The organism is Microbacterium sp. SORGH_AS_0454, assembly GCF_031453395.1.
In the GTDB taxonomy this organism is placed as follows: Bacteria; Actinomycetota; Actinomycetes; order Actinomycetales; family Microbacteriaceae; genus Microbacterium.
In genome coordinates, this window is sequence record NZ_JAVIYS010000001.1 from 164,239 (window position 1) to 181,861 (window position 17,623).

15 protein-coding genes and 1 pseudogene are annotated in these 17,623 nt (G+C 69.5%); 15 read left to right on the plus strand and 1 reads right to left on the minus strand.

Annotation, left to right across the window (positions count from 1 at the left end; genetic code table 11):
* Window position 1 precedes the first annotated feature (1 nt).
* The 15 genes and pseudogenes from sdhA (at window position 2) to QE454_RS00770 (ending at window position 16,623) form a co-directional block, all read left to right on the plus strand.
* Window positions 2–1,832 (plus strand): annotated as a pseudogene (sdhA, locus tag QE454_RS00700) (succinate dehydrogenase flavoprotein subunit).
* Window position 1,833: 1 nt separating this feature from the next.
* Window positions 1,834–2,619, plus strand: a complete 786-nt coding sequence (locus QE454_RS00705) for a succinate dehydrogenase iron-sulfur subunit (RefSeq protein ID WP_210072157.1) — start codon at window positions 1,834–1,836, stop codon at window positions 2,617–2,619.
* Window positions 2,620–2,754: 135 nt separating this feature from the next.
* Entirely contained in the window at window positions 2,755–3,954 is a 1,200-nt protein-coding gene (locus tag QE454_RS00710; protein WP_210072158.1) for a YihY/virulence factor BrkB family protein, read from the plus strand.
* Between the two features lie 61 nt (window positions 3,955–4,015).
* Window positions 4,016–4,864: an exodeoxyribonuclease III gene (locus QE454_RS00715; RefSeq protein ID WP_210072159.1), complete on the plus strand. Its 849-nt coding sequence runs from the start codon at window positions 4,016–4,018 to the stop codon at window positions 4,862–4,864.
* A gap of 122 nt (window positions 4,865–4,986) precedes the next feature.
* Window positions 4,987–5,991 (plus strand): tryptophan--tRNA ligase, encoded by a 1,005-nt coding sequence (gene trpS, locus QE454_RS00720; RefSeq protein WP_210072160.1) that lies wholly within the window; start codon window positions 4,987–4,989, stop codon window positions 5,989–5,991.
* 196 nt (window positions 5,992–6,187) lie between these two features.
* Complete coding sequence (locus tag QE454_RS00725; protein WP_307459050.1) at window positions 6,188–6,745, plus strand: GNAT family N-acetyltransferase; 558 nt, start codon at window positions 6,188–6,190, stop codon at window positions 6,743–6,745.
* 64 nt (window positions 6,746–6,809) lie between these two features.
* The gene (locus QE454_RS00730; protein WP_307459047.1) at window positions 6,810–7,673 is read left to right on the plus strand and encodes an Fpg/Nei family DNA glycosylase; all 864 of its coding nucleotides are present in this window, start codon (window positions 6,810–6,812) and stop codon (window positions 7,671–7,673) included.
* A 297-nt stretch (window positions 7,674–7,970) separates the two neighbouring features.
* Entirely contained in the window at window positions 7,971–9,002 is a 1,032-nt protein-coding gene (ribD, locus tag QE454_RS00735) for a bifunctional diaminohydroxyphosphoribosylaminopyrimidine deaminase/5-amino-6-(5-phosphoribosylamino)uracil reductase RibD (protein ID WP_210072163.1), read from the plus strand.
* Window positions 9,002–9,658, plus strand: coding sequence for a riboflavin synthase (locus QE454_RS00740; RefSeq protein WP_210072164.1), 657 nt, complete (start codon window positions 9,002–9,004; stop codon window positions 9,656–9,658). The genes ribD and QE454_RS00740 overlap by 1 nt, the downstream gene beginning before the upstream one ends.
* Entirely contained in the window at window positions 9,655–10,923 is a 1,269-nt protein-coding gene (ribA, locus tag QE454_RS00745) for a GTP cyclohydrolase II (protein WP_210072165.1), read from the plus strand. The genes QE454_RS00740 and ribA overlap by 4 nt, the downstream gene beginning before the upstream one ends.
* The gene (gene ribH / locus QE454_RS00750; RefSeq protein WP_210072166.1) at window positions 10,923–11,396 is read left to right on the plus strand and encodes a 6,7-dimethyl-8-ribityllumazine synthase; all 474 of its coding nucleotides are present in this window, start codon (window positions 10,923–10,925) and stop codon (window positions 11,394–11,396) included. The genes ribA and ribH overlap by 1 nt, the downstream gene beginning before the upstream one ends.
* Before the next feature lie 175 nt (window positions 11,397–11,571).
* On the plus strand, window positions 11,572–12,477 hold the full coding sequence (locus QE454_RS00755; RefSeq protein WP_210072167.1) for a hypothetical protein: 906 nt from the start codon (window positions 11,572–11,574) through the stop codon (window positions 12,475–12,477).
* 151 nt (window positions 12,478–12,628) lie between these two features.
* A complete protein-coding gene (locus QE454_RS00760) occupies window positions 12,629–12,982 on the plus strand; it encodes a Fe-S protein (RefSeq protein WP_210072168.1) in 354 nt (117 codons plus the stop codon).
* Window positions 12,983–13,162: 180 nt separating this feature from the next.
* On the plus strand, window positions 13,163–14,614 hold the full coding sequence (locus tag QE454_RS00765; RefSeq protein WP_210072169.1) for an MFS transporter: 1,452 nt from the start codon (window positions 13,163–13,165) through the stop codon (window positions 14,612–14,614).
* A gap of 143 nt (window positions 14,615–14,757) precedes the next feature.
* A complete protein-coding gene (locus QE454_RS00770; RefSeq protein WP_307461201.1) occupies window positions 14,758–16,623 on the plus strand; it encodes an ABC transporter ATP-binding protein in 1,866 nt (621 codons plus the stop codon).
* A gap of 8 nt (window positions 16,624–16,631) precedes the next feature.
* Here QE454_RS00770 and QE454_RS00775 read toward each other — a convergent pair whose 3' ends face one another.
* A complete protein-coding gene (locus QE454_RS00775; RefSeq protein ID WP_307459039.1) occupies window positions 16,632–17,444 on the minus strand; it encodes an isocitrate lyase/phosphoenolpyruvate mutase family protein in 813 nt (270 codons plus the stop codon).
* Window positions 17,445–17,623 lie beyond the last annotated feature (179 nt).

Genomic DNA, 17,623 nt, shown 5'->3' on the forward strand with positions numbered 1-17,623 from the left:
CGTGAGCACTCAGACCGCTTCGGACTCGATCGTCAAGGACGGCGTCCACTACCACCAGTTCGACGTCGTGATCGTCGGCGCCGGCGGCGCCGGCATGCGCGCGGCCATCGAGGCCGGCCCGGGGGCGAAGACAGCCGTCATCTCGAAGCTGTACCCCACCCGCTCGCACACCGGCGCGGCGCAGGGCGGCATGGCCGCGGCGCTCGCCAACGTCGAAGAGGACTCGTGGGAGTGGCACACCTTCGACACCATCAAGGGCGGCGACTACCCTCGTCGACCAAGACGCCGCGGAGATCCTCGCCAAAGAGGCCATCGACGCCGTCATCGACCTCGAGAACATGGGCCTGCCCTTCAACCGCACCCCCGAGGGCAAGATCGACCAGCGTCGCTTCGGCGGTCACACGGCCGACCACGGCAAGACCCCCGTGCGCCGCGCGTGCTACGCCGCCGACCGCACGGGCCACATGATCCTGCAGACGCTGTTCCAGAACTGCGTCAAGCTCGGCATCAACTTCTTCAACGAGTTCTATGTGCTCGACCTCGTCACGGTGAAAGATGCCGCGGGAAAGACGCAGGTCGCCGGCGTCGTGGCCTACGACCTGGCCACCGGTGAGCTGCACGTCTTCCAGTCCAAGGCCGTGATCTTCGCGACCGGCGGCTTCGGAAAGATCTTCAAGACCACCTCCAACGCCCACACCCTCACCGGTGACGGCGTGGGCATCGTGTGGCGCAAGGGCCTGCCGCTCGAGGACATGGAGTTCTTCCAGTTCCACCCGACCGGCCTCGCCGGTCTCGGCATCCTGCTGACCGAAGGTGCCCGCGGCGAAGGCGCGATCCTGCGCAACGCGAGCGGTGAGCGCTTCATGGAGCGCTACGCCCCGACCATCAAGGACCTCGCGCCGCGTGACATCGTCGCTCGCTGCATGGTGCAGGAAGTGGCCGAGGGCCGCGGCGCCGGCCCCCACCGCGACTACGTGCTGCTGGACTGCACGCACCTGGGTGCCGAGGTCCTCGAGACCAAGCTCCCCGACATCACCGAGTTCGCCCGCACCTACCTGGGTGTCGACCCGGTCGTCGAGCCGGTCCCGGTCATGCCGACCGCGCACTACGCGATGGGCGGCATCCCCACCAACATCAAGGCAGAGGTGCTGGCCGACAACGACACCGTCGTCCCCGGCCTCTACGCCGCCGGCGAGTGCGCGTGCGTCTCGGTGCACGGCTCGAACCGTCTCGGCACCAACTCGCTGCTCGACATCAACGTCTTCGGCAAGCGCGCCGGCCGCAACGCGGTCGAGTACGTCAAGACCGCCGATTTCGTGCCGCTCCCCGAAGACCCGGCCGCCGAGGTGCGCGGCCTCATCGAGGGCCTGCGAAGCAACTCGGGCACCGAGCGCATCGCGGTGCTCCGCAAGACGCTGCAGGACGAGATGGACAAGGGTGCGCAGGTCTTCCGCACGCACGAGTCCCTCGCGCACGTGATGGACGTCATCGCCGACCTGCGCGAGCGCTACAAGAACATCCACGTCGACGACAAGGGCAAGCGCTTCAACACCGACCTGCTCGAGGCCGTCGAGCTCGGCTTCCTGCTCGACCTCGCCGAGGTCGTCGTGTACTCGGCGCAGAACCGCGAAGAGAGCCGCGGCGGTCACATGCGCGACGACTTCCCCACGCGCGACGACGAGAACTACATGCAGCACACCATGGCGTACCTGTCGGGCGACCCCCACTCGTCGCACCCGGCCGATCACATCGAACTCGGTTGGAAGCCCGTGGTGTTCACCAAGAACGAGGCCGGGGAGCTGCGCTACCCGCCCCTGGAGAGGAAGTACTGAGATGGCATCCACCGTCATCGAGCAGGTCGACACCTCGGACGAGGTCGCCGAGACCCCCGAAGACACGGGGATCCAGTCGTTCCTCGTCACCTTCAACATCCGCCGCTTCGACCCCGAGGTCGACGACGAGCCGCGCTGGGTCGACTACGACGTGGAGCTGTACTCCACCGACCGCGTGCTCGACGCGCTGCACAAGATCAAGTGGGAGGTCGATGGCTCGCTGTCGTTCCGCCGCTCGTGCGCGCACGGCATCTGCGGCTCCGACGCGATGCGCATCAACGGTCGCAACCGCCTCGCCTGCAAGACGCTGATCAAGGATCTCGACATCTCGCAGCCGATCTACGTCGAGGCGATCAAGGGCCTGCCCCTCGAGAAGGACCTCATCGTCGACATGGAGCCGTTCTTCGCCTCCTACCGCGAGGTGCAGCCCTTCCTCATCTCGAACTCGAAGCCCGAGCCGGGCAAGGAGCGCATCCAGTCGATCGTCGACCGCGAGGTCTTCGACGACACCACCAAGTGCATCCTGTGCGCCGCGTGCACCTCGTCGTGCCCCGTGTTCTGGACGGACGGCCAGTACTTCGGCCCCGCCGCGATCGTCAACGCGCACCGCTTCATCTTCGACTCGCGCGACGACGCCGGAGATGTGCGCCTCGACATCCTCAACGACAAAGAGGGCGTGTGGCGCTGCCGCACCACCTTCAACTGCACCGAGGCGTGCCCCCGCGGCATCGAGGTCACCAAGGCCATCGCCGAGGTCAAGCAGGCCGTCCTCCGCGGCGGTCGCTGACTCTCACTCCCTCGAACGGCGGGTGCGCTCCGGCGCCCCGCCGTTCGCCGTTCCCGGGGGGGCGCATACGGATCGCAGATGCCGTGGCCTGTCCGCGGAGCGGGAGTCGCGGCATCCATTCATTAGGCTTTCACAGTGACCGAGAACCGCCACGACCCGCGGCCGCTGCCCGCGGTGCGCGACGACGACGCGTCGCTGCGCGACCGGCTCGAGGCGGCGCAGACCGCCGTGCGCGAGCGCCTCGATCAGCCCATCGCCCGTGCGGCGAAGATCGCGCGGTGGTTCCCGATCCGGGTGTGGCGGCACTTCTTGCAGCACAACGGGTTCTTGCTCGCGGCGGGCATGAGCTACCAGGGGCTGTTCGCCGTGTTCTCGGCCCTGTACCTGGCGTTCGCGGGTGTCGGGATCTGGCTGGGCGGCAGCAAGACCGCGATCGACGGCCTCATCCACATCGTCAACAGCTACATCCCCGGCATCATCAGCGAGAACGGCCTCGTCGATCGCGAGCAGGTGGAGGCCGTCGCGCAGGAGAGCGGGCGGCTCCTCACGATCACGGGCATCGTGGCCGTCGTCGTGGTCGTGTGGACGGCGATCGGGTTCGTCACCTTCACCCGCCGGGCCGTGCGTGACACGTTCGGCCTGCCCTTCGACCTGCGCAACTACGTGCTGCTGAAGGCCCGCGACCTCGTCGCCTCGCTCCTCTTCGGCATCGCCCTCCTCGTGGGCGCGCTGCTCGGTTCGATCACCACCGGTGCCGTCGACCTGGTGTTCGGTTTCATCGGGTGGGATCGCGAGACCCTCGGCTGGTCGGTCGGCGCGCGGGTCGTATCGCTCGTCGTGGCCTTCGGCGTGAACACCGTGGCGCTCGCCTCGCTGTTCCGTTTCCTCACCGGCACGACCCTGACCTGGCGACGCACGTGGCCGGGCGCGATCGTCGGCGCCACGGGCATGGTCGTGCTGCAGGTCGCGGCCGGCTTCCTCTTCGTCTACACGCCGTCGAATCCCCTGCTGGCCACCTTCGCCGTGCTCATCGGGTTCCTCCTGTGGTTCCGCTTCATCGGAATCGTGATCCTCGTCTCCGCGGCGTGGATCGCCGTGGCCGCGAGCGACCGCGACGTTCCGCTCCGCTCCCCCGAGGACCGACTCGCGATGGAGCAGGCGGCCCTCGTCATCGCCGCTCAGGTCGGGGTGCGCGAGGCCGAGAAGGACCTCGCGCTGTCGCGCTGGCCGTGGCGCTGGAGCGCGAGGCGAAAGCTCGACGCGGCAGAGAAGCAACTGGCACGCGCACGGGCCGACGTCCCCGCGCCGCGCCGCGTGTCGCTCATCCCCGACTGAGCGGGGCTCGCGTCCTCCCCCGCGCGATCTCGATGTCGGAGGCCTTCGTTAGGCTCGGAGGGTGGCCCGTTCCGTACGTATCGTCTCCGTCAACGTCAATGGCATCCGTGCCGCCGTCCGCAAGGGCATGACCGAGTGGCTCGACGCCTCGGGCGCCGACATCGTGGCCCTGCAAGAGGTGCGCGCGACCGCCGATCAGCTGGCCGAGGCCCTGCCCGGGTGGGAGATCGTCAACGACGAGGCCCTGCAGAAGGGCCGCGCGGGCGTCGCCATCATCAGCCGCCTGCCCGGCGTCGAGACCCGAACGCACCTCGGTCCCGAGCCGCTCGACGCCTCCGGCCGGTGGATCGAGACCGACTTCGACATCGACGGCGAGACCGTCACGATCGTCAGCGCCTACGTGCACAGCGGCGAGGTCGACACCCCCAAGCAGGACGCCAAGTGGTTGTTCCTCGACGCGATGGAGCGCCGCCTCCCCGAGCTCAAGGCCGAGCGAGAGCTGGCCCTGGTGGTGGGCGACCTCAACGTCGGTCACCGCGAGCTCGACATCAAGAACTGGCGGGGCAACCGCAAGAACGCCGGCTTCCTCCCCCGCGAGCGCGCGTACCTCGACCGCTTCTTCGGGCCGGAGGGTGAGACGGTCGAGGGCGTCGACGGCTCGACCGGCACGGGCCTGGGCTGGATCGATGTGGGCCGCCGCGCGGTCGGCGAAGTAGACGGGCCCTACACGTTCTGGTCGATGCGCGGCAAAGCATTCGACACCGACAGCGGCTGGCGCATCGACTACCACGTCGCCACGCCATCCCTCGCCGAGCGGGTGACGTCGTACACGGTCGAGCGTGCCCCCTCGTACGACACCCGGTGGAGCGACCACGCACCGGTGATCGTGGACTACACGCTCGGGGGCTGACGGCAGCTCGCGGACGCCGGGGGGCCGGCATCCGCTCGCCTGCCCGTCCTCTTGCCGTCGGCCCACCGGGGCGGATCGACCGGGGGCGGAGGGGCTGCCCCCTCGGCACCTAGGATCGAGTGGTGACCCAGCAGCGCCTCTACTCCGGAATGCAGCCCTCCGCCGACAGCCTCCAGATCGGCAACTACATCGGGGCACTGCTGCAGTGGCGCGACCTCCAAGACGAGTACGACGCCTTCTTCTCGGTCGTCGACCTGCACGCCCTGACGCAGCCCGGCGATCCCGCCGAGCGTCGCGAGAAGACCCGTCGCACCGCCGCCCAGTACATCGCCGCCGGTATCGAGCCCTCTCGCTCGACCCTGTACGTGCAGTCGCACGTGCCGGCGCACGCCGAACTGCAGTGGGTGCTGTCGACCCTCACCGGTTTCGGCGAGGCCGGGCGCATGACGCAGTTCAAGGACAAGTCGGCGCGCTACGGCACGGATGCCACCAACGTCGGCCTCTTCACCTATCCGGTGCTGATGGCCGCCGACATCCTGCTGTACCAGACCGACGTCGTGCCCGTCGGCGACGACCAGAAGCAGCACATCGAGCTCACGCGCGACCTCGCCGAGCGTTTCAACCAGCGCTTCGGCGAGACCTTCACGGTGCCCAAGCCCGTCATCCAGCGCGAGACCGCCCGCATCTACGACCTGCAGAACCCGACGTCGAAGATGTCGAAATCGGCCGAGTCCGACGCGGGCGTGCTGTGGCTGCTCGACGACCCCAAGGTCAGCGCGAAGAAGATCATGCGCGCGGTCACCGACTCCGAGGGCGCGGTGCGCTTCGACCGCGACGAGAAGCCGGGCGTCTCGAACCTGCTGGTGATCTACTCGGCCCTGACGGGTCGAGACATCACCTCGATCGAGGACGAGTACGCCGGGCGCGGGTACGGCGACTTCAAGAAGGGCCTGGCCGAGGTCGTCGTGAACGAGTTCGAGCCCGTGCGCACCCGAGCCCTCGAGCTCCTCGACGACCCCGCCGAGCTCGACCGCGTGCTGGCCGTGAACGCCGGCAAGGCCGCCTCGGTCGCCGAGAAGACCCTCACCGAGGTGTACGACCGCATCGGCCTGCTCCGTCGCGGCTGACCGATCCCGTCCGACGCCCGCACGCCCTCCCGGGTCGTGCGGGCGTCGTCGTTCCCGTATCCGGGTCCCTTGGCGTGTGGCAGGGGAATCGGATCGGCGCACCAGAATCGGACCCCGGGCTCGTCGACATCCGGTTCTGGCGCGCCGATCCGATCCTGCGAGGCGCAGGCTCCACGCCCGCCGGTAGCGTGGCCGAATGGAACCGGAGACCCTGCGCACGTCCCGCCTCGAGCTGTCCACGCCCCGCGCCGGCGATGTCGCCGCCATCCACGAAGAGTGCCAGGATGCCGCGATCCAGCGGTTCACGACGGTGCCGTCACCGTATCTGCTCGCCGATGCGGAAGCATTCGTCGAGCTCGCGCACGGCTGGTGGGCCGAGGGGTCGGAGGCGACGTGGGCGATCCGGCTCGAGCAACGCCTCGTCGGGATGGTGGGCCTGACCAAGCTGCCGAGCGGCGCCCCGGAGATCGGGTACTGGGTGTCGTCGAGCGTGCGCGGGCGCGGCGTCGCGAGAGAGGCGGCACGAGCGGTGATCGATTGGGCCTTCTCCCCCGCGCATCCGGAACTGGCGCGCATCGAGTGGCGCGCGGTCGTCGGCAACGTCGGGTCGGCGCGCGTCGCGCGGTCCCTCGGCTTCCGCTACGAGGGGCTGCTGCGCCAGGCGCACGTGAATTCGCTCGGTCGCTCGGACCTGTGGGTGGCCGGCCTGCTGCGCGGCGACGACCGCCGACCCGTGAGCTGGCCGGTGGGCTGAGCCCCTTCCGGGGCACCGCCGCAAGGCCCGCCCCGATCTCGGGGGTCGGTGGCACCATGGACCCATGCCGGAGATGCCAGAGGTCGAAGGGCTCGTCGAGTTCCTGCGGGGGCGACTCGCGGGGCTCCGTTTCGAGAGATCGACCGTGTCGGCCATCAACGCCCTCAAGACGTACGACCCGCCCCTGACCGATCTGGTCGGCGCCCAGGTGACGGCCGTCGAGCGGCACGGCAAGTTCGTCGACGTGGCGACCGACGGTGGCATCCACCTCGTCTTCCATCTCGCCAAGGCGGGCTGGCTGCGGTGGTACGACGCACTGCCGACGACCCTCATCAAACCCGGCAAGACTCCGATCGCGCTGCGCGTCGGCTTCGACGACGGATCGGGCTTCGACCTCACCGAGGCAGGAACGAAGAAGTCGCTGGCCGTCTACGCCGTGACCGATCCGGCTGAGGTACCGGGCATCGCCCGTCTCGGCCCCGACCCGCTCGACGACGATTTCGGTCGAGCCGAGTTCGGCGCGCTGCTCACGGGGCGCCGCACGCAGATCAAGGGAGTGCTGCGCGACCAGTCGATCATCGCGGGGGTCGGAAACGCCTACTCCGACGAGATCTTGCACGCGGCCAAGATGTCGCCGTACGCCCTGGCGGCCAACCTCTCCGACGAAGAGGTGGATCACCTCTTCGCAGCCATGACCACGACTCTCGCCGAAGCGATCACCGTCGCCCGGGGGAAGCCGCCTGCGGAACTCAAAGACGCGAAGCGCCGCGGCATGCGCGTGCACGGCCGCCGAGGTGAGGCGTGCCCGGTGTGCGGCGACGAGGTGCGCAGCGTGTTCTTCGCCGACAACTCCCTCGAGTACTGCCCCACGTGTCAGACCGGCGGCAAGCTCCTGGCCGACCGGCGCTTGTCGCGGTTGCTCAAGTAGCTAGGGGCATCGACCGTCGACTGCTCGAAACGTCGCCGTATGACCGGGAATGAAACCGCGGAGGGCACGTTGAGTAGGATCAGAAGTGCAAAAACGTGCTCCGGGGTCGGTGAGAATCCGAACCGGCGGTGACAGTCCGCGAACCCTGCCGCTCACGCGGGAGGGCCGATCCGGTGGAATTCCGGGACCGACGGTGATGCGAGGGTCAGCTCTCGCTAGTCCGGATAGGAGGCAGCACGGATGGCGCGACGCGCCTTCCCGCTGGCCCTGCCCCGATTCCGCGGGAAGGACAAGGAAATGGCATCCGCCGTCGAGATCGACGCCATGCGGCGAGCGCTGCAGCTCGCCCGGCGCGGGCCGCGCGGGCTGAATCCCCAGGTGGGTGCCGTGATCCTCTCCCCCGCCGGAGAGATCCTCGCCGAGGGCTACCACCGCGGCGCCGGCACCGCGCACGCCGAGGTCGACGCCCTCTCGAGGTTGTCGCCGGATGCCGCGCGCGGCGCCACCGCCGTCGTCACCCTCGAGCCCTGCAATCACACCGGTCGCACCGGGCCCTGTGCACTCGCGCTCATCGAGGCCGGCATCGGCCGCGTCGTCTACGCCCTCGACGACCCCACCGACGCCGCGTCGGGTGGGGCAGACCGACTGCGCGCGGCCGGGGTCGACGTCGAGAGCGGGGCGGAGCGCGAGGCGGCGGAAGCGCTCGTGCACGACTGGGCCGTCCTCAAGCGCACCGGTCGCCCGCACGTCACCGTCAAGTGGGCGCAGAGCCTCGACGGCCGCGCCGCCGCCGACGACGGCTCGAGCCAGTGGATCACCGGTCCCGCCGCGCGTCGCGACGTGCACGCCCGACGCGCCCGGGCCGATGCGATCGTCGCCGGTACGGGAACCGTGCGAGCCGACGATCCGGCACTGACCGCGCGCGCCGATGACGGTTCCCTGCTCGAGACCCAGCCCGTGCCCGTGGTCGTCGGCCGCAGCGAGACGGCCCCGGATGCCGCCGTCCGCCGCCACCCGCGCACGCCCCTGTTCTACGACTCGCACGACCTGGCCGCCGTGCTCGCCGACCTGGGCGAGAAGGGGATCCAGCGGGTGTTCGTGGAAGGCGGGCCGACGCTTGCGAGCGCCGTCGTCCGCGCCGGTCTCGCCGACGAACTGCTGGTCTACCTCGCCCCCGTGCTGCTGGGCGGGTCGCGTCTCGCCCTCGGCGACGTGGGGGTGCCCACCATCGCGGATGCCCGTCGGCTGGCCGTGGCATCCGTCCAGAACCTCGGCGATGATCTGCTGATCGTCGCCCACCCCAGCTCGGATCGAGAGGGAGAATCCTGATGTTCACCGGAATCGTGGAAGAGATCGGTGCCGTCACCGCCGTCGAACCCTCGGGCGACGGCGTGCGGCTGACGTTGCGCGCCCCCCTCTCGGTATCGGATGCCGGCCACGGCGATTCGATCTCGGTCAGCGGCGTGTGCCTCACGGTCGTCGAACAGGGCGAGGACTGGTTCACCGCCGACGTCATGAAGCAGACCCTCGACATGTCGACCCTCGCCGATGTCGCTCCGGGGCGCCCGGTGAACCTCGAGCGGGCCACCGCGGCCCACGGTCGCCTGGGGGGTCACATCGTGCAGGGGCACATCGACGGCACCGGCGTGGTGCGCGACGTGCGGCCCGGAGCCCAGTGGAGCGTCGTGCGGGTCGGCATCCCGGCCCACCTGGCTCCCCTCGTGGTCGACAAGGGGTCCATCGCGATCGACGGTGTCTCGCTCACGGTGAGCGCCGTCAGCGAGGCCGACGAGGTCGAGCCCTGGCTCGAGGTGTCTCTCATCCCCGAGACCCTCGAGGCGACGACGCTCGGCCGCGCCGAGGCCGGCACCCCCGTCAACCTCGAGACCGACATCCTCGCGCGCCACGTCCAGCGCATGCTCGCCTTCCGTACGACAGAGAATCCCGCGGCGACCGCCGCACAGACCGAGAGGGGCTCCCGATGAGCCTGTCCACCATCCCCGAGGCCCTCGAGGCCCTTCGTCAGGGTCGCCCGATCCTGGTCGCCGACGACGAGAACCGCGAGAACGAGGGAGACGTCATCCTCTCGGCGCAGCTGGCCACCCCCGAGGCCCTCGCGTGGACCGTGCGGTGGTCGAGCGGGTACGTGTGCGCGCCCATGCCGGCCGAGTGGGCCGACCGCCTCGACCTGCCGCCCATGGTCGAGGTCAACCAGGACGCCCGCGGCACCGCGTACACGGTGAGCGTCGACGCCGCGACCGGTGTGACCACCGGCATCAGCGCTGCCGACCGCGCGCGCACGCTGAACGTGCTGGCCGACCCCGAATCGGTCCCGACGAGCGTCATCCGCCCGGGTCACGTCCTGCCGCTGCGCGCCGTCGACGGCGGCGTCCGCGAACGCGCCGGTCACACCGAGGCCGCGGTCGACCTCATGCGCCTCGCGGGCCTGGAGCCCGTCGGCGCGATCGCCGAGGTCGTGGCCGAGGACGGCAGCATGATGCGCCTGCCCGGGCTCTTCGAGCTCGGCGAGCGCGACGGCATCCCGGTCATCACGATCGAGCAGCTCATCGGTTACCTGAACGACACCGATCCGCTGCCGGCGACCGCCCCCGCGCGACGCCGCGTGAGCCTGCGCGCCGAGTCGAACGTCCCCACCTCGCACGGCACGTTCCGCTTCCTCGCCTACAAGGACCGCATCACCGGCACCGACCACCTCGCGGTGGTCTCGGGCGACCTCACCGAGAAGGCTCCTTTGGTGCGCGTGCACTCGGAGTGCCTCACGGGCGAGGCGTTCGGCTCGCTCAAGTGCGAGTGCGGTCCCCAGCTCGAGGCGGCGCTCGACACGATCGACCGCGACGGCGGCATCGTCATCTACATGCGCGGTCACGAGGGTCGCGGGATCGGCCTCATCAACAAGCTGCGCGCGTACAACCTGCAGGAGCGCGGCCTCGACACCGTCGACGCCAACCTCGCTCTGGGCCTGCCCGCCGATGCGCGTGACTATGCCGCGGCCGCCGGCATCCTGTCGGACCTCGGGGTCGACAAGGTGCGCCTGCTGACCAACAACACCGACAAGGTCGCGCAGCTGCGCGGCTTCGGTCTGGACGTCGTCGAGCAGGTTCCGCTGCTCGTGGGCGTGGGACCCAACAACCACCAGTACCTCGAGACGAAGCGCGACCGCATGGGCCACGTCATCGCCGAGGACGACCTGCGCGACGCCCTCGCGCACATGAAGGAAGAGAGCGCCTGATGGCTGGCAGTGGAGCACCAGAGACCGGCGGCATCGATGCGTCGGGCCTGAACGTCGTCGTGATCGCCGGCACCTGGCACGAGGTCATCACCGACGGGCTGATCGCCGGCGCGAAGCGGGTGCTGGATGCCACGGGCGCGACGTACCGCGTCGTGCGGGTGCCCGGTTCGTTCGAGCTGCCCGTGGCCGCTCGCGCGGCCTTCGAGGGCGGGGCGGATGCCGTGGTCGCCCTCGGCGTGATCATCCGGGGCGGGACGCCGCACTTCGAGTTCGTCTCGTCTGCGGCGACCGACGGTCTCACGCGCGTGGCGATCGACGCAGGCAAGCCCGTCGGCTTCGGGGTGCTGACCCTCGACGACGAGCAGCAGGGTCTCGACCGCGCGGGCCTGGCCGGCTCGAAGGAGGACAAGGGCGCCGAGGCCGCCGACGCGGCCCTGCGCACGGCGTTGGTGCTGCGCGACCTGCGCGGCTGACGCGCGGCGGCGGCGGCCGCCCCTCGTCTCATTCACCGATGATTTGTCTTTTCGTTTTCTGGACGCCGTTCAAAAAACGAGGCATGCGTCTTAACTTCTTCTCGTCAGTGTTCGCCGGCGACCCGAGCACGACCCGGGCTCCGACGGACTCATCGCCCACGAAGGAGAAGAAACCATGGTGGAACTGAGTCGACGCGGTCTGATCCTGGGGGGCGCAGCGAGCATCGCCGGCGCTGCTGCCCTCCCGCTCTTCGGACCGCCTCTCGCGGCCAACGCCGCCGCGGAATACCTGGAATGCACGTTCTCGGGATTGCCGGGCGGCGACACCCTCACCTTCACCAACTACGGCGTCGACCGGGTCATGGCGACCTGGACCCGCGACGGCCAGATCCTCGAGCAGAACCGTCTCGATTGGAAAGGCGACGGCACCGACCTCCGGTGGTGGAACCGAGACCCGCACCAGGGGCGCGTCCTGCCGTCGTACCCGATCGACCCGCAGACCGGGATCTTCAGCGAAGCCCGCGGCGACGAGCAGTACCGGATCAACGTCAACGGCTTCGGCATCATCGTCATGCGGGGCGCCGGACAGATCGTGCGCTTCCAGGTCGTCGGCAACAACGGACGCCACCACTACGGCGAGGCTCCCCGCAACGGCTCGCCCGCTGCGGTCTCACGCCTGCTCGACACATTCATCGATCAGACCCACACGCTGAACAACCAGTTCACCGCCTACCAGACCGCCGTACGCCAGTACGTGGGGATCGGCATGGCGTCGCTGGCGACCGGCATCGCACTGCTGGTGGTCAACGGCGCGAACCCGGTCGCGGCGATCGCCTTCGTCGCCACCGTGACCGCGGTCGGCATCAACGGCATCGCCAACATCCGCAACGCCCAGAACGCCTACATGGGCACGTACAACAACATGATCACGACGTTCAACCGGATCACCGAGGCGCTCGGGTTCGGGGCCGTCGACATCCCCTACTTCAACATCGGCGCCGTCACCTGGAACAACGCCGCACAGCAGCGCCGGCCGTCGCCCAGCTACGTGCTCTTCCCCGCTTCGGGGTCGAACGGCTGAGACGCTCCGGCGCGTCGATGGCGCGTCGCCTCGGCGGCGCGCCATCGCGCCGGGCGGGCGGGGCGGGCACCACGGCCGCAGCCCCCGGATGCCATGGCGCTGAGGGCGGCCTTGCTGGCGACGGCACCGCGGTTTCTCTAACGTGACGGACATGGAGATCCTGCGCAGCGTCGTCGTCCTCGTCCACCTCGTCGGCTTCGCCATCCTCTTCGGTGCCTGGGTCGTCGAGGCCGTGGCCCGCCGCGTACGCGTGACGCCGGTGATGAACTACGCGCTCGTCATCTCCCTGGTCACCGGTCTCGCCCTCTCCGCGCCATGGGGCCTCGACCATGACCTCAATTACGCCAAGATCGGCATCAAGCTGGTCGTGCTGATCGTGATCGGCGCACTGCTGGGCATCGGATCGGCCCGTCAGAAGCGCACGGGCACGCTTTCCCCCGCGATCTTCTGGCCCATCGGCATCCTGACGCTGCTCAACGCCGGTCTCGCGGTCGTCTGGCACTGACGAGACCGGCATTCGGCGTCCGCTCAGCGCGCGCATAGACTGGAGGGTCTAGACGCCCCTCACTCGGGGACGTTCCCGGTGCTCCTTCGCGCACCCGCTCACACACACCCCCGTGATCGCGGCGCGCCACCGCTGCGCCCCATCCCGGACGCGATTGATCGACCTTCTCGTCAGGCAGTCATGACCACCTCCTCTCCCTCCACCCGATCGGCCTCAGCACCCGCGAACCCCCGTTCGCGCGTCATCACCGCGAGCCTCATCGGCACCACGATCGAGTTCTACGACTTCTACGCGTACGCCACCGCCGCGGTCCTCGTCTTCCCGATCCTCTTCTTCCCGACCGGCAACGAGACCACCTCGCTGCTGCTGTCGTTCAGCGTCTTCGGCGCCGCCATGGTCGCGCGCCCCCTCGGCGCGATCGTCTTCGGTCACTTCGGAGACCGCTTCGGCCGCAAGGCCACCCTCGTGGCCTCTCTGCTCACGATGGGTGTCGCCACCTTCCTGATCGGCTGCCTGCCCACCTTCAACGAGATCGGCGTGTGGGCCGCCGTGCTGCTGCTGATCATGCGTCTCGCGCAGGGCTTCGCGCTCGGCGGCGAATGGTCGGGCGCGGCCCTCGTCGCGACCGAGAACGCCCCGAAGGGCAAGCGCGCCCTGTTCGGCACGTTCCCCCAGCTGGGCGCCCCGATCGGCTTCATCATCGCCAACACGGTGTTCCTCGTCATCAACTTCGCGCTGCCGCACCCCGACGGCACGGCGCAGCGGTCGGTGGAGTTCCTCACCTGGGGCTGGCGCGTGCCGTTCCTGTTCTCGGCCGTGATGGTCATCGTGGGCCTCTACGTGCGCCTCAAGCTCGTCGAGAGCGAGTCGTTCGCCAAGGCCGAGAAGAGCGGCGCGATCCGCAAGTTCCCGCTCGGCGAGGTCATCCGCCGCAATTGGAAGCAGCTGATCCTCGGCACCTTCATCATGCTGGCCACCTACGTGCTCTTCTACCTGATGACGAGCTTCACCCTGTCGTACGGCACCAAGCCCACCGCCGAGGGCGCGGCCGCCGCGGCTGAGAAGGCCGGCACCGCGTTCAACGCCGCCACATACGTTCCCGGCCTCGGCTTCGGCTACACCGATTTCGTCATCATGCAGATCATCGGTGTCGTGTTCTTCGGTGTCTTCACGATGCTCTCCGGCCCGGTGGCCGACGCGATCGGTCGCAAGCGACTGCTGATCGGCGTGACGATCGGCATCATCGTGTTCGGTCTGCTGTTCTCGGTGTTCCTCCTGCCCGCCGCCGATGCGAAGTTCACCGGCGCCCTCGTGCAGGCGTTCCTCGTCTTCGGGTTCCTGCTCATGGGTGCGACGTTCGGCCCGATGGGCGCGGTCCTGCCGGAGCTGTTCCCGACCAACACCCGCTACACCGGCTCGGCCATCTCGTACAACGTCTCGTCGATCCTCGGCGCGGCCCTCGCGCCGATCGTCGCCGTGGCGCTGTGGGCGGCCGGAGACGGCAACCCGTGGCTGGTGGGCCTGTACCTCTCGGCCATGGGCGTGCTGACCCTCGTCGCGCTCGTGCTCTCGCCCGAGACGAAGGACGTCGACTACGACGACAACATCGCCGCCGGAGCGACCGCGCCGTAACGCGTCCGCCTTCGACACACCGGATGCCACGGGGCCTGTGCCTCGTGGCATCCGGCTTTCTGCTCATCGCCGAGAAAGGCGACCGACGGGGTCGGTGGCGCGAGGTACGGTCGAAGCAACCCCATTTTCTTCCCGAGGTGAGCATGTCCGTTCCCGCTCCCGCGCGCGGTCGGCGCGGCCGCCGTGTGCCCGAGGGCCCGCGCGCGTCGTTCCGTCAGCTGCTGCCCTTCCTTCTCGAGCACAAGCGCACGCTCGCCGTCGTCGGGGTGCTCAGCGTCCTCGGCGCCGCCGCCACCCTCGCGCAACCCCTACTCGTGGGCCAGGTCATCTCCCGCGTGCAGAACGCCGTCCCGCTGGGAGCCCTCGTGTGGCTGCTGGTTGTATTCGTCGTGCTCTCGTCGGTCATCTCGGGCTTCCAGCACTATCTGCTGCAGCGCACGGGCACCGCGGTCGTCTTCTCGAGCCGGCGCCGGCTCATCGGACGCATCCTGCGCCTGCCCATCAGCGAGTTCGACGCCCGCCGGACGGGCGACCTCGTCTCGCGCGTGGGCACGGACACAACGCTGCTGTATGCCGTGCTCACGCAGGGATTCGCGGATGCCGTGGGCAACGCGCTCATCCTCGTCGGGGCGGTCATCGCGATGGCGTTCATCGACCCGCTGCTTCTCGTGCTCATCGTGGTGGTCGTGGGCGCCTCGCTCGCGGTGGTCGTGCTGCTGAGCACACGCATCCGCGCGGCCTCCGCCGTCCAGCAGGCCAAGGTCGGCGAGCTGTCGTCGGGAGTCGAGCGGGCGGTGGGCTCGATTCGCACCATCCGCGCGTCGGGAGCCACCGATCGCGAGATCGCCGCCGTCACCGAGGACGCCACAGCCGCCTACGCGGCGGGGGTGCGCATCGCGCGCGTCTCGGCGCTGATCGTGCCGATCGCCTTCGTCGCCCTGCAGGTGTCGCTGTTGGTCGTGCTCGGCGTCGGCGGGTACCGCGTGGCATCCGGGGCCATCGACGTCGCCTCTCTCGTCACGTTCGTGATCTTCCTGTTCCTGCTCGTGCAGCCGCTCGCCTCGGCGATCGGTGCGATCACCTCGGTGAACCAGGCGCTCGGCGCGCTCGGTCGGATCCAGGAGGTGCTCGACCTCCCCCTCGAAGACGACGACGACCGGCCCTCGACGGCCACCCCGGTGCCGCATGCCGCCGCCCTCGAGTTCCGCGACGTGCACTTCCGCTACCCCGATCACGTCGTGAAGGCGCGAGAGGCCGCCGCGCAGGAAGCGCGCTCGGTGCTCGCCGAGGTGCACCTGGATACAGGCGATGCGGAGCCGGAGAGCGACCACGAGGTGCTGCGCGGGGTGTCGTTCACCGTCCCGCGAGGAGCGCGCGTGGCGCTCGTCGGCCCCTCGGGCGCGGGTAAGAGCACGGTCCTCTCCCTCGTCGAGCGCTTCTACGACCCGACGAGCGGGGCGATCCTCGTCGACGGGACCGACGCCCGCGATCTCGCGCGCGCAGACCTGCGCGCCCGCTTCGGCTACGTCGAGCAGGACGCCCCGACCCTCGCCGGCACGATTGCCGACAACCTCCGCCTCGCCTCGCCCGACGCCACGGATGCCGAGTGCGAGCGGGTCCTTCGCGCGGTGAACCTGGGCGACGTGCTCGAGCGCAACACCCTCGGCATCGACGCCCCCGTGGGCGAGGACGGCGTCATGCTCTCCGGTGGAGAGCGTCAGCGCCTCGCGATCGCGCGCGCCCTGCTGGCCGCTCCCCCGGTGCTGCTGCTCGACGAGTCGACCTCGTCGCTCGACGGCGTCAACGAGCAGCGCATGCGCGAGGCGATCGACGCGGTCGCGACCGACCGCACGCTGCTCGTCATCGCGCACCGTCTGTCGACCGTCGTCGACAGCGATCTCATCGTCGTGCTCGAGAACGGCCGGGTGGTGGGCCAGGGCACGCACAGCGAGCTCGTGGCATCCACTCCGCTGTATCGCGACCTCGCGAAGCATCAGCTGCTGGTCTGAACGACGGCTCAGTCGCGCACGACCTGATTGAGAGCGGCCCAGCCGAGCGCCGGCGACGACGGGGCGACGCTCTCCGGAGCGCTGAACATCGTCGACGCCCAGTCGTGCGCGACGCTGTAGGCGGCCTCGGCGATCGCCGAGCCCGCGCTGACGCGACTTGCTCCGGCACGGGCAAGCTCGCCGATCGACAACGTCCCGGGCCCGAACGCGACGTTGACCGGCAGCGTTGTCGCCCCCACGAGGGCACGGACGGTCGCTGCCGACAACGCGCCGAGGACGAAGATGCCACTCGCCCCCGCGTTCGCGTAGACGGCCGCACGCGACAGCGTCTCCGCCATCCAGTCGTCGCCTCCCGGCTCTCCCAGGCGGTGTGTGTCGATGCGGGCGTTGATGAAGAGCGGTATTCCGGCGTTCTCTGCAGCGGCGCGGGCCGCGCTGATGCGTTGCTCCTGCTGCGCCATCGGCATAAGAGAATCCTCGATGTTCACGCCCGAGACGCCCATCTCAAGGACGGAGGAGATGGTGGCGGCGACGTCGCTCGCCGTCTCACCGTAGCCACGCTCGATGTCGACGCTGACCGGGACGTTCACCGCTGCCACGATCCGTCTCAGGGAGTCGATCGCCCCGTCGCCGGTCAGCTCGTTCCCGTCCCGTTGGCCCCGCGACCACGCGACACCGGCGCTGGTCGTGGCGATCGCCCGCGCCCCGGCAGCGAGGACCACTCGTGCCGATGCAGCATCCCAGACGTTGGGCAGGACGATCGGCACGCCGGGCACGTGCATCGCGTGGAATTCCCGGGTGCGCTCGAGGTGCGTGGTCATCTCACAATCTCAGCACACCCCTTCATCACTCCTCGGACGATCGGATCCGCGCACGAATCCCGGTCTGTCATCCAGCCGAACGGTGATCTGGGAGAGGGGATCGACATTCGATGCGTCCCCTCCGCCATCGACGCCGGTGTCCCCCATCGAGAACGGGAGGGGCGTCGATACGAGGGCTC

Coding starts and splice junctions, on each gene's coding strand:
- QE454_RS00705 (WP_210072157.1), top strand. CDS start 1,834: ATGGCATCCACCGTCATCGAGCAGGTCGACACCTCGGACGAGGTCGCC.
- QE454_RS00725 (WP_307459050.1), top strand. CDS start 6,188: ATGGAACCGGAGACCCTGCGCACGTCCCGCCTCGAGCTGTCCACGCCC.
- QE454_RS00730 (WP_307459047.1), top strand. CDS start 6,810: ATGCCGGAGATGCCAGAGGTCGAAGGGCTCGTCGAGTTCCTGCGGGGG.
- ribD (WP_210072163.1), top strand. CDS start 7,971: ATGGCATCCGCCGTCGAGATCGACGCCATGCGGCGAGCGCTGCAGCTC.
- QE454_RS00740 (WP_210072164.1), top strand. CDS start 9,002: ATGTTCACCGGAATCGTGGAAGAGATCGGTGCCGTCACCGCCGTCGAA.
- ribA (WP_210072165.1), top strand. CDS start 9,655: ATGAGCCTGTCCACCATCCCCGAGGCCCTCGAGGCCCTTCGTCAGGGT.
- ribH (WP_210072166.1), top strand. CDS start 10,923: ATGGCTGGCAGTGGAGCACCAGAGACCGGCGGCATCGATGCGTCGGGC.
- QE454_RS00755 (WP_210072167.1), top strand. CDS start 11,572: ATGGTGGAACTGAGTCGACGCGGTCTGATCCTGGGGGGCGCAGCGAGC.
- QE454_RS00760 (WP_210072168.1), top strand. CDS start 12,629: ATGGAGATCCTGCGCAGCGTCGTCGTCCTCGTCCACCTCGTCGGCTTC.
- QE454_RS00765 (WP_210072169.1), top strand. CDS start 13,163: ATGACCACCTCCTCTCCCTCCACCCGATCGGCCTCAGCACCCGCGAAC.
- QE454_RS00770 (WP_307461201.1), top strand. CDS start 14,758: ATGTCCGTTCCCGCTCCCGCGCGCGGTCGGCGCGGCCGCCGTGTGCCC.
- QE454_RS00775 (WP_307459039.1), bottom strand. CDS start 17,444: ATGACCACGCACCTCGAGCGCACCCGGGAATTCCACGCGATGCACGTG.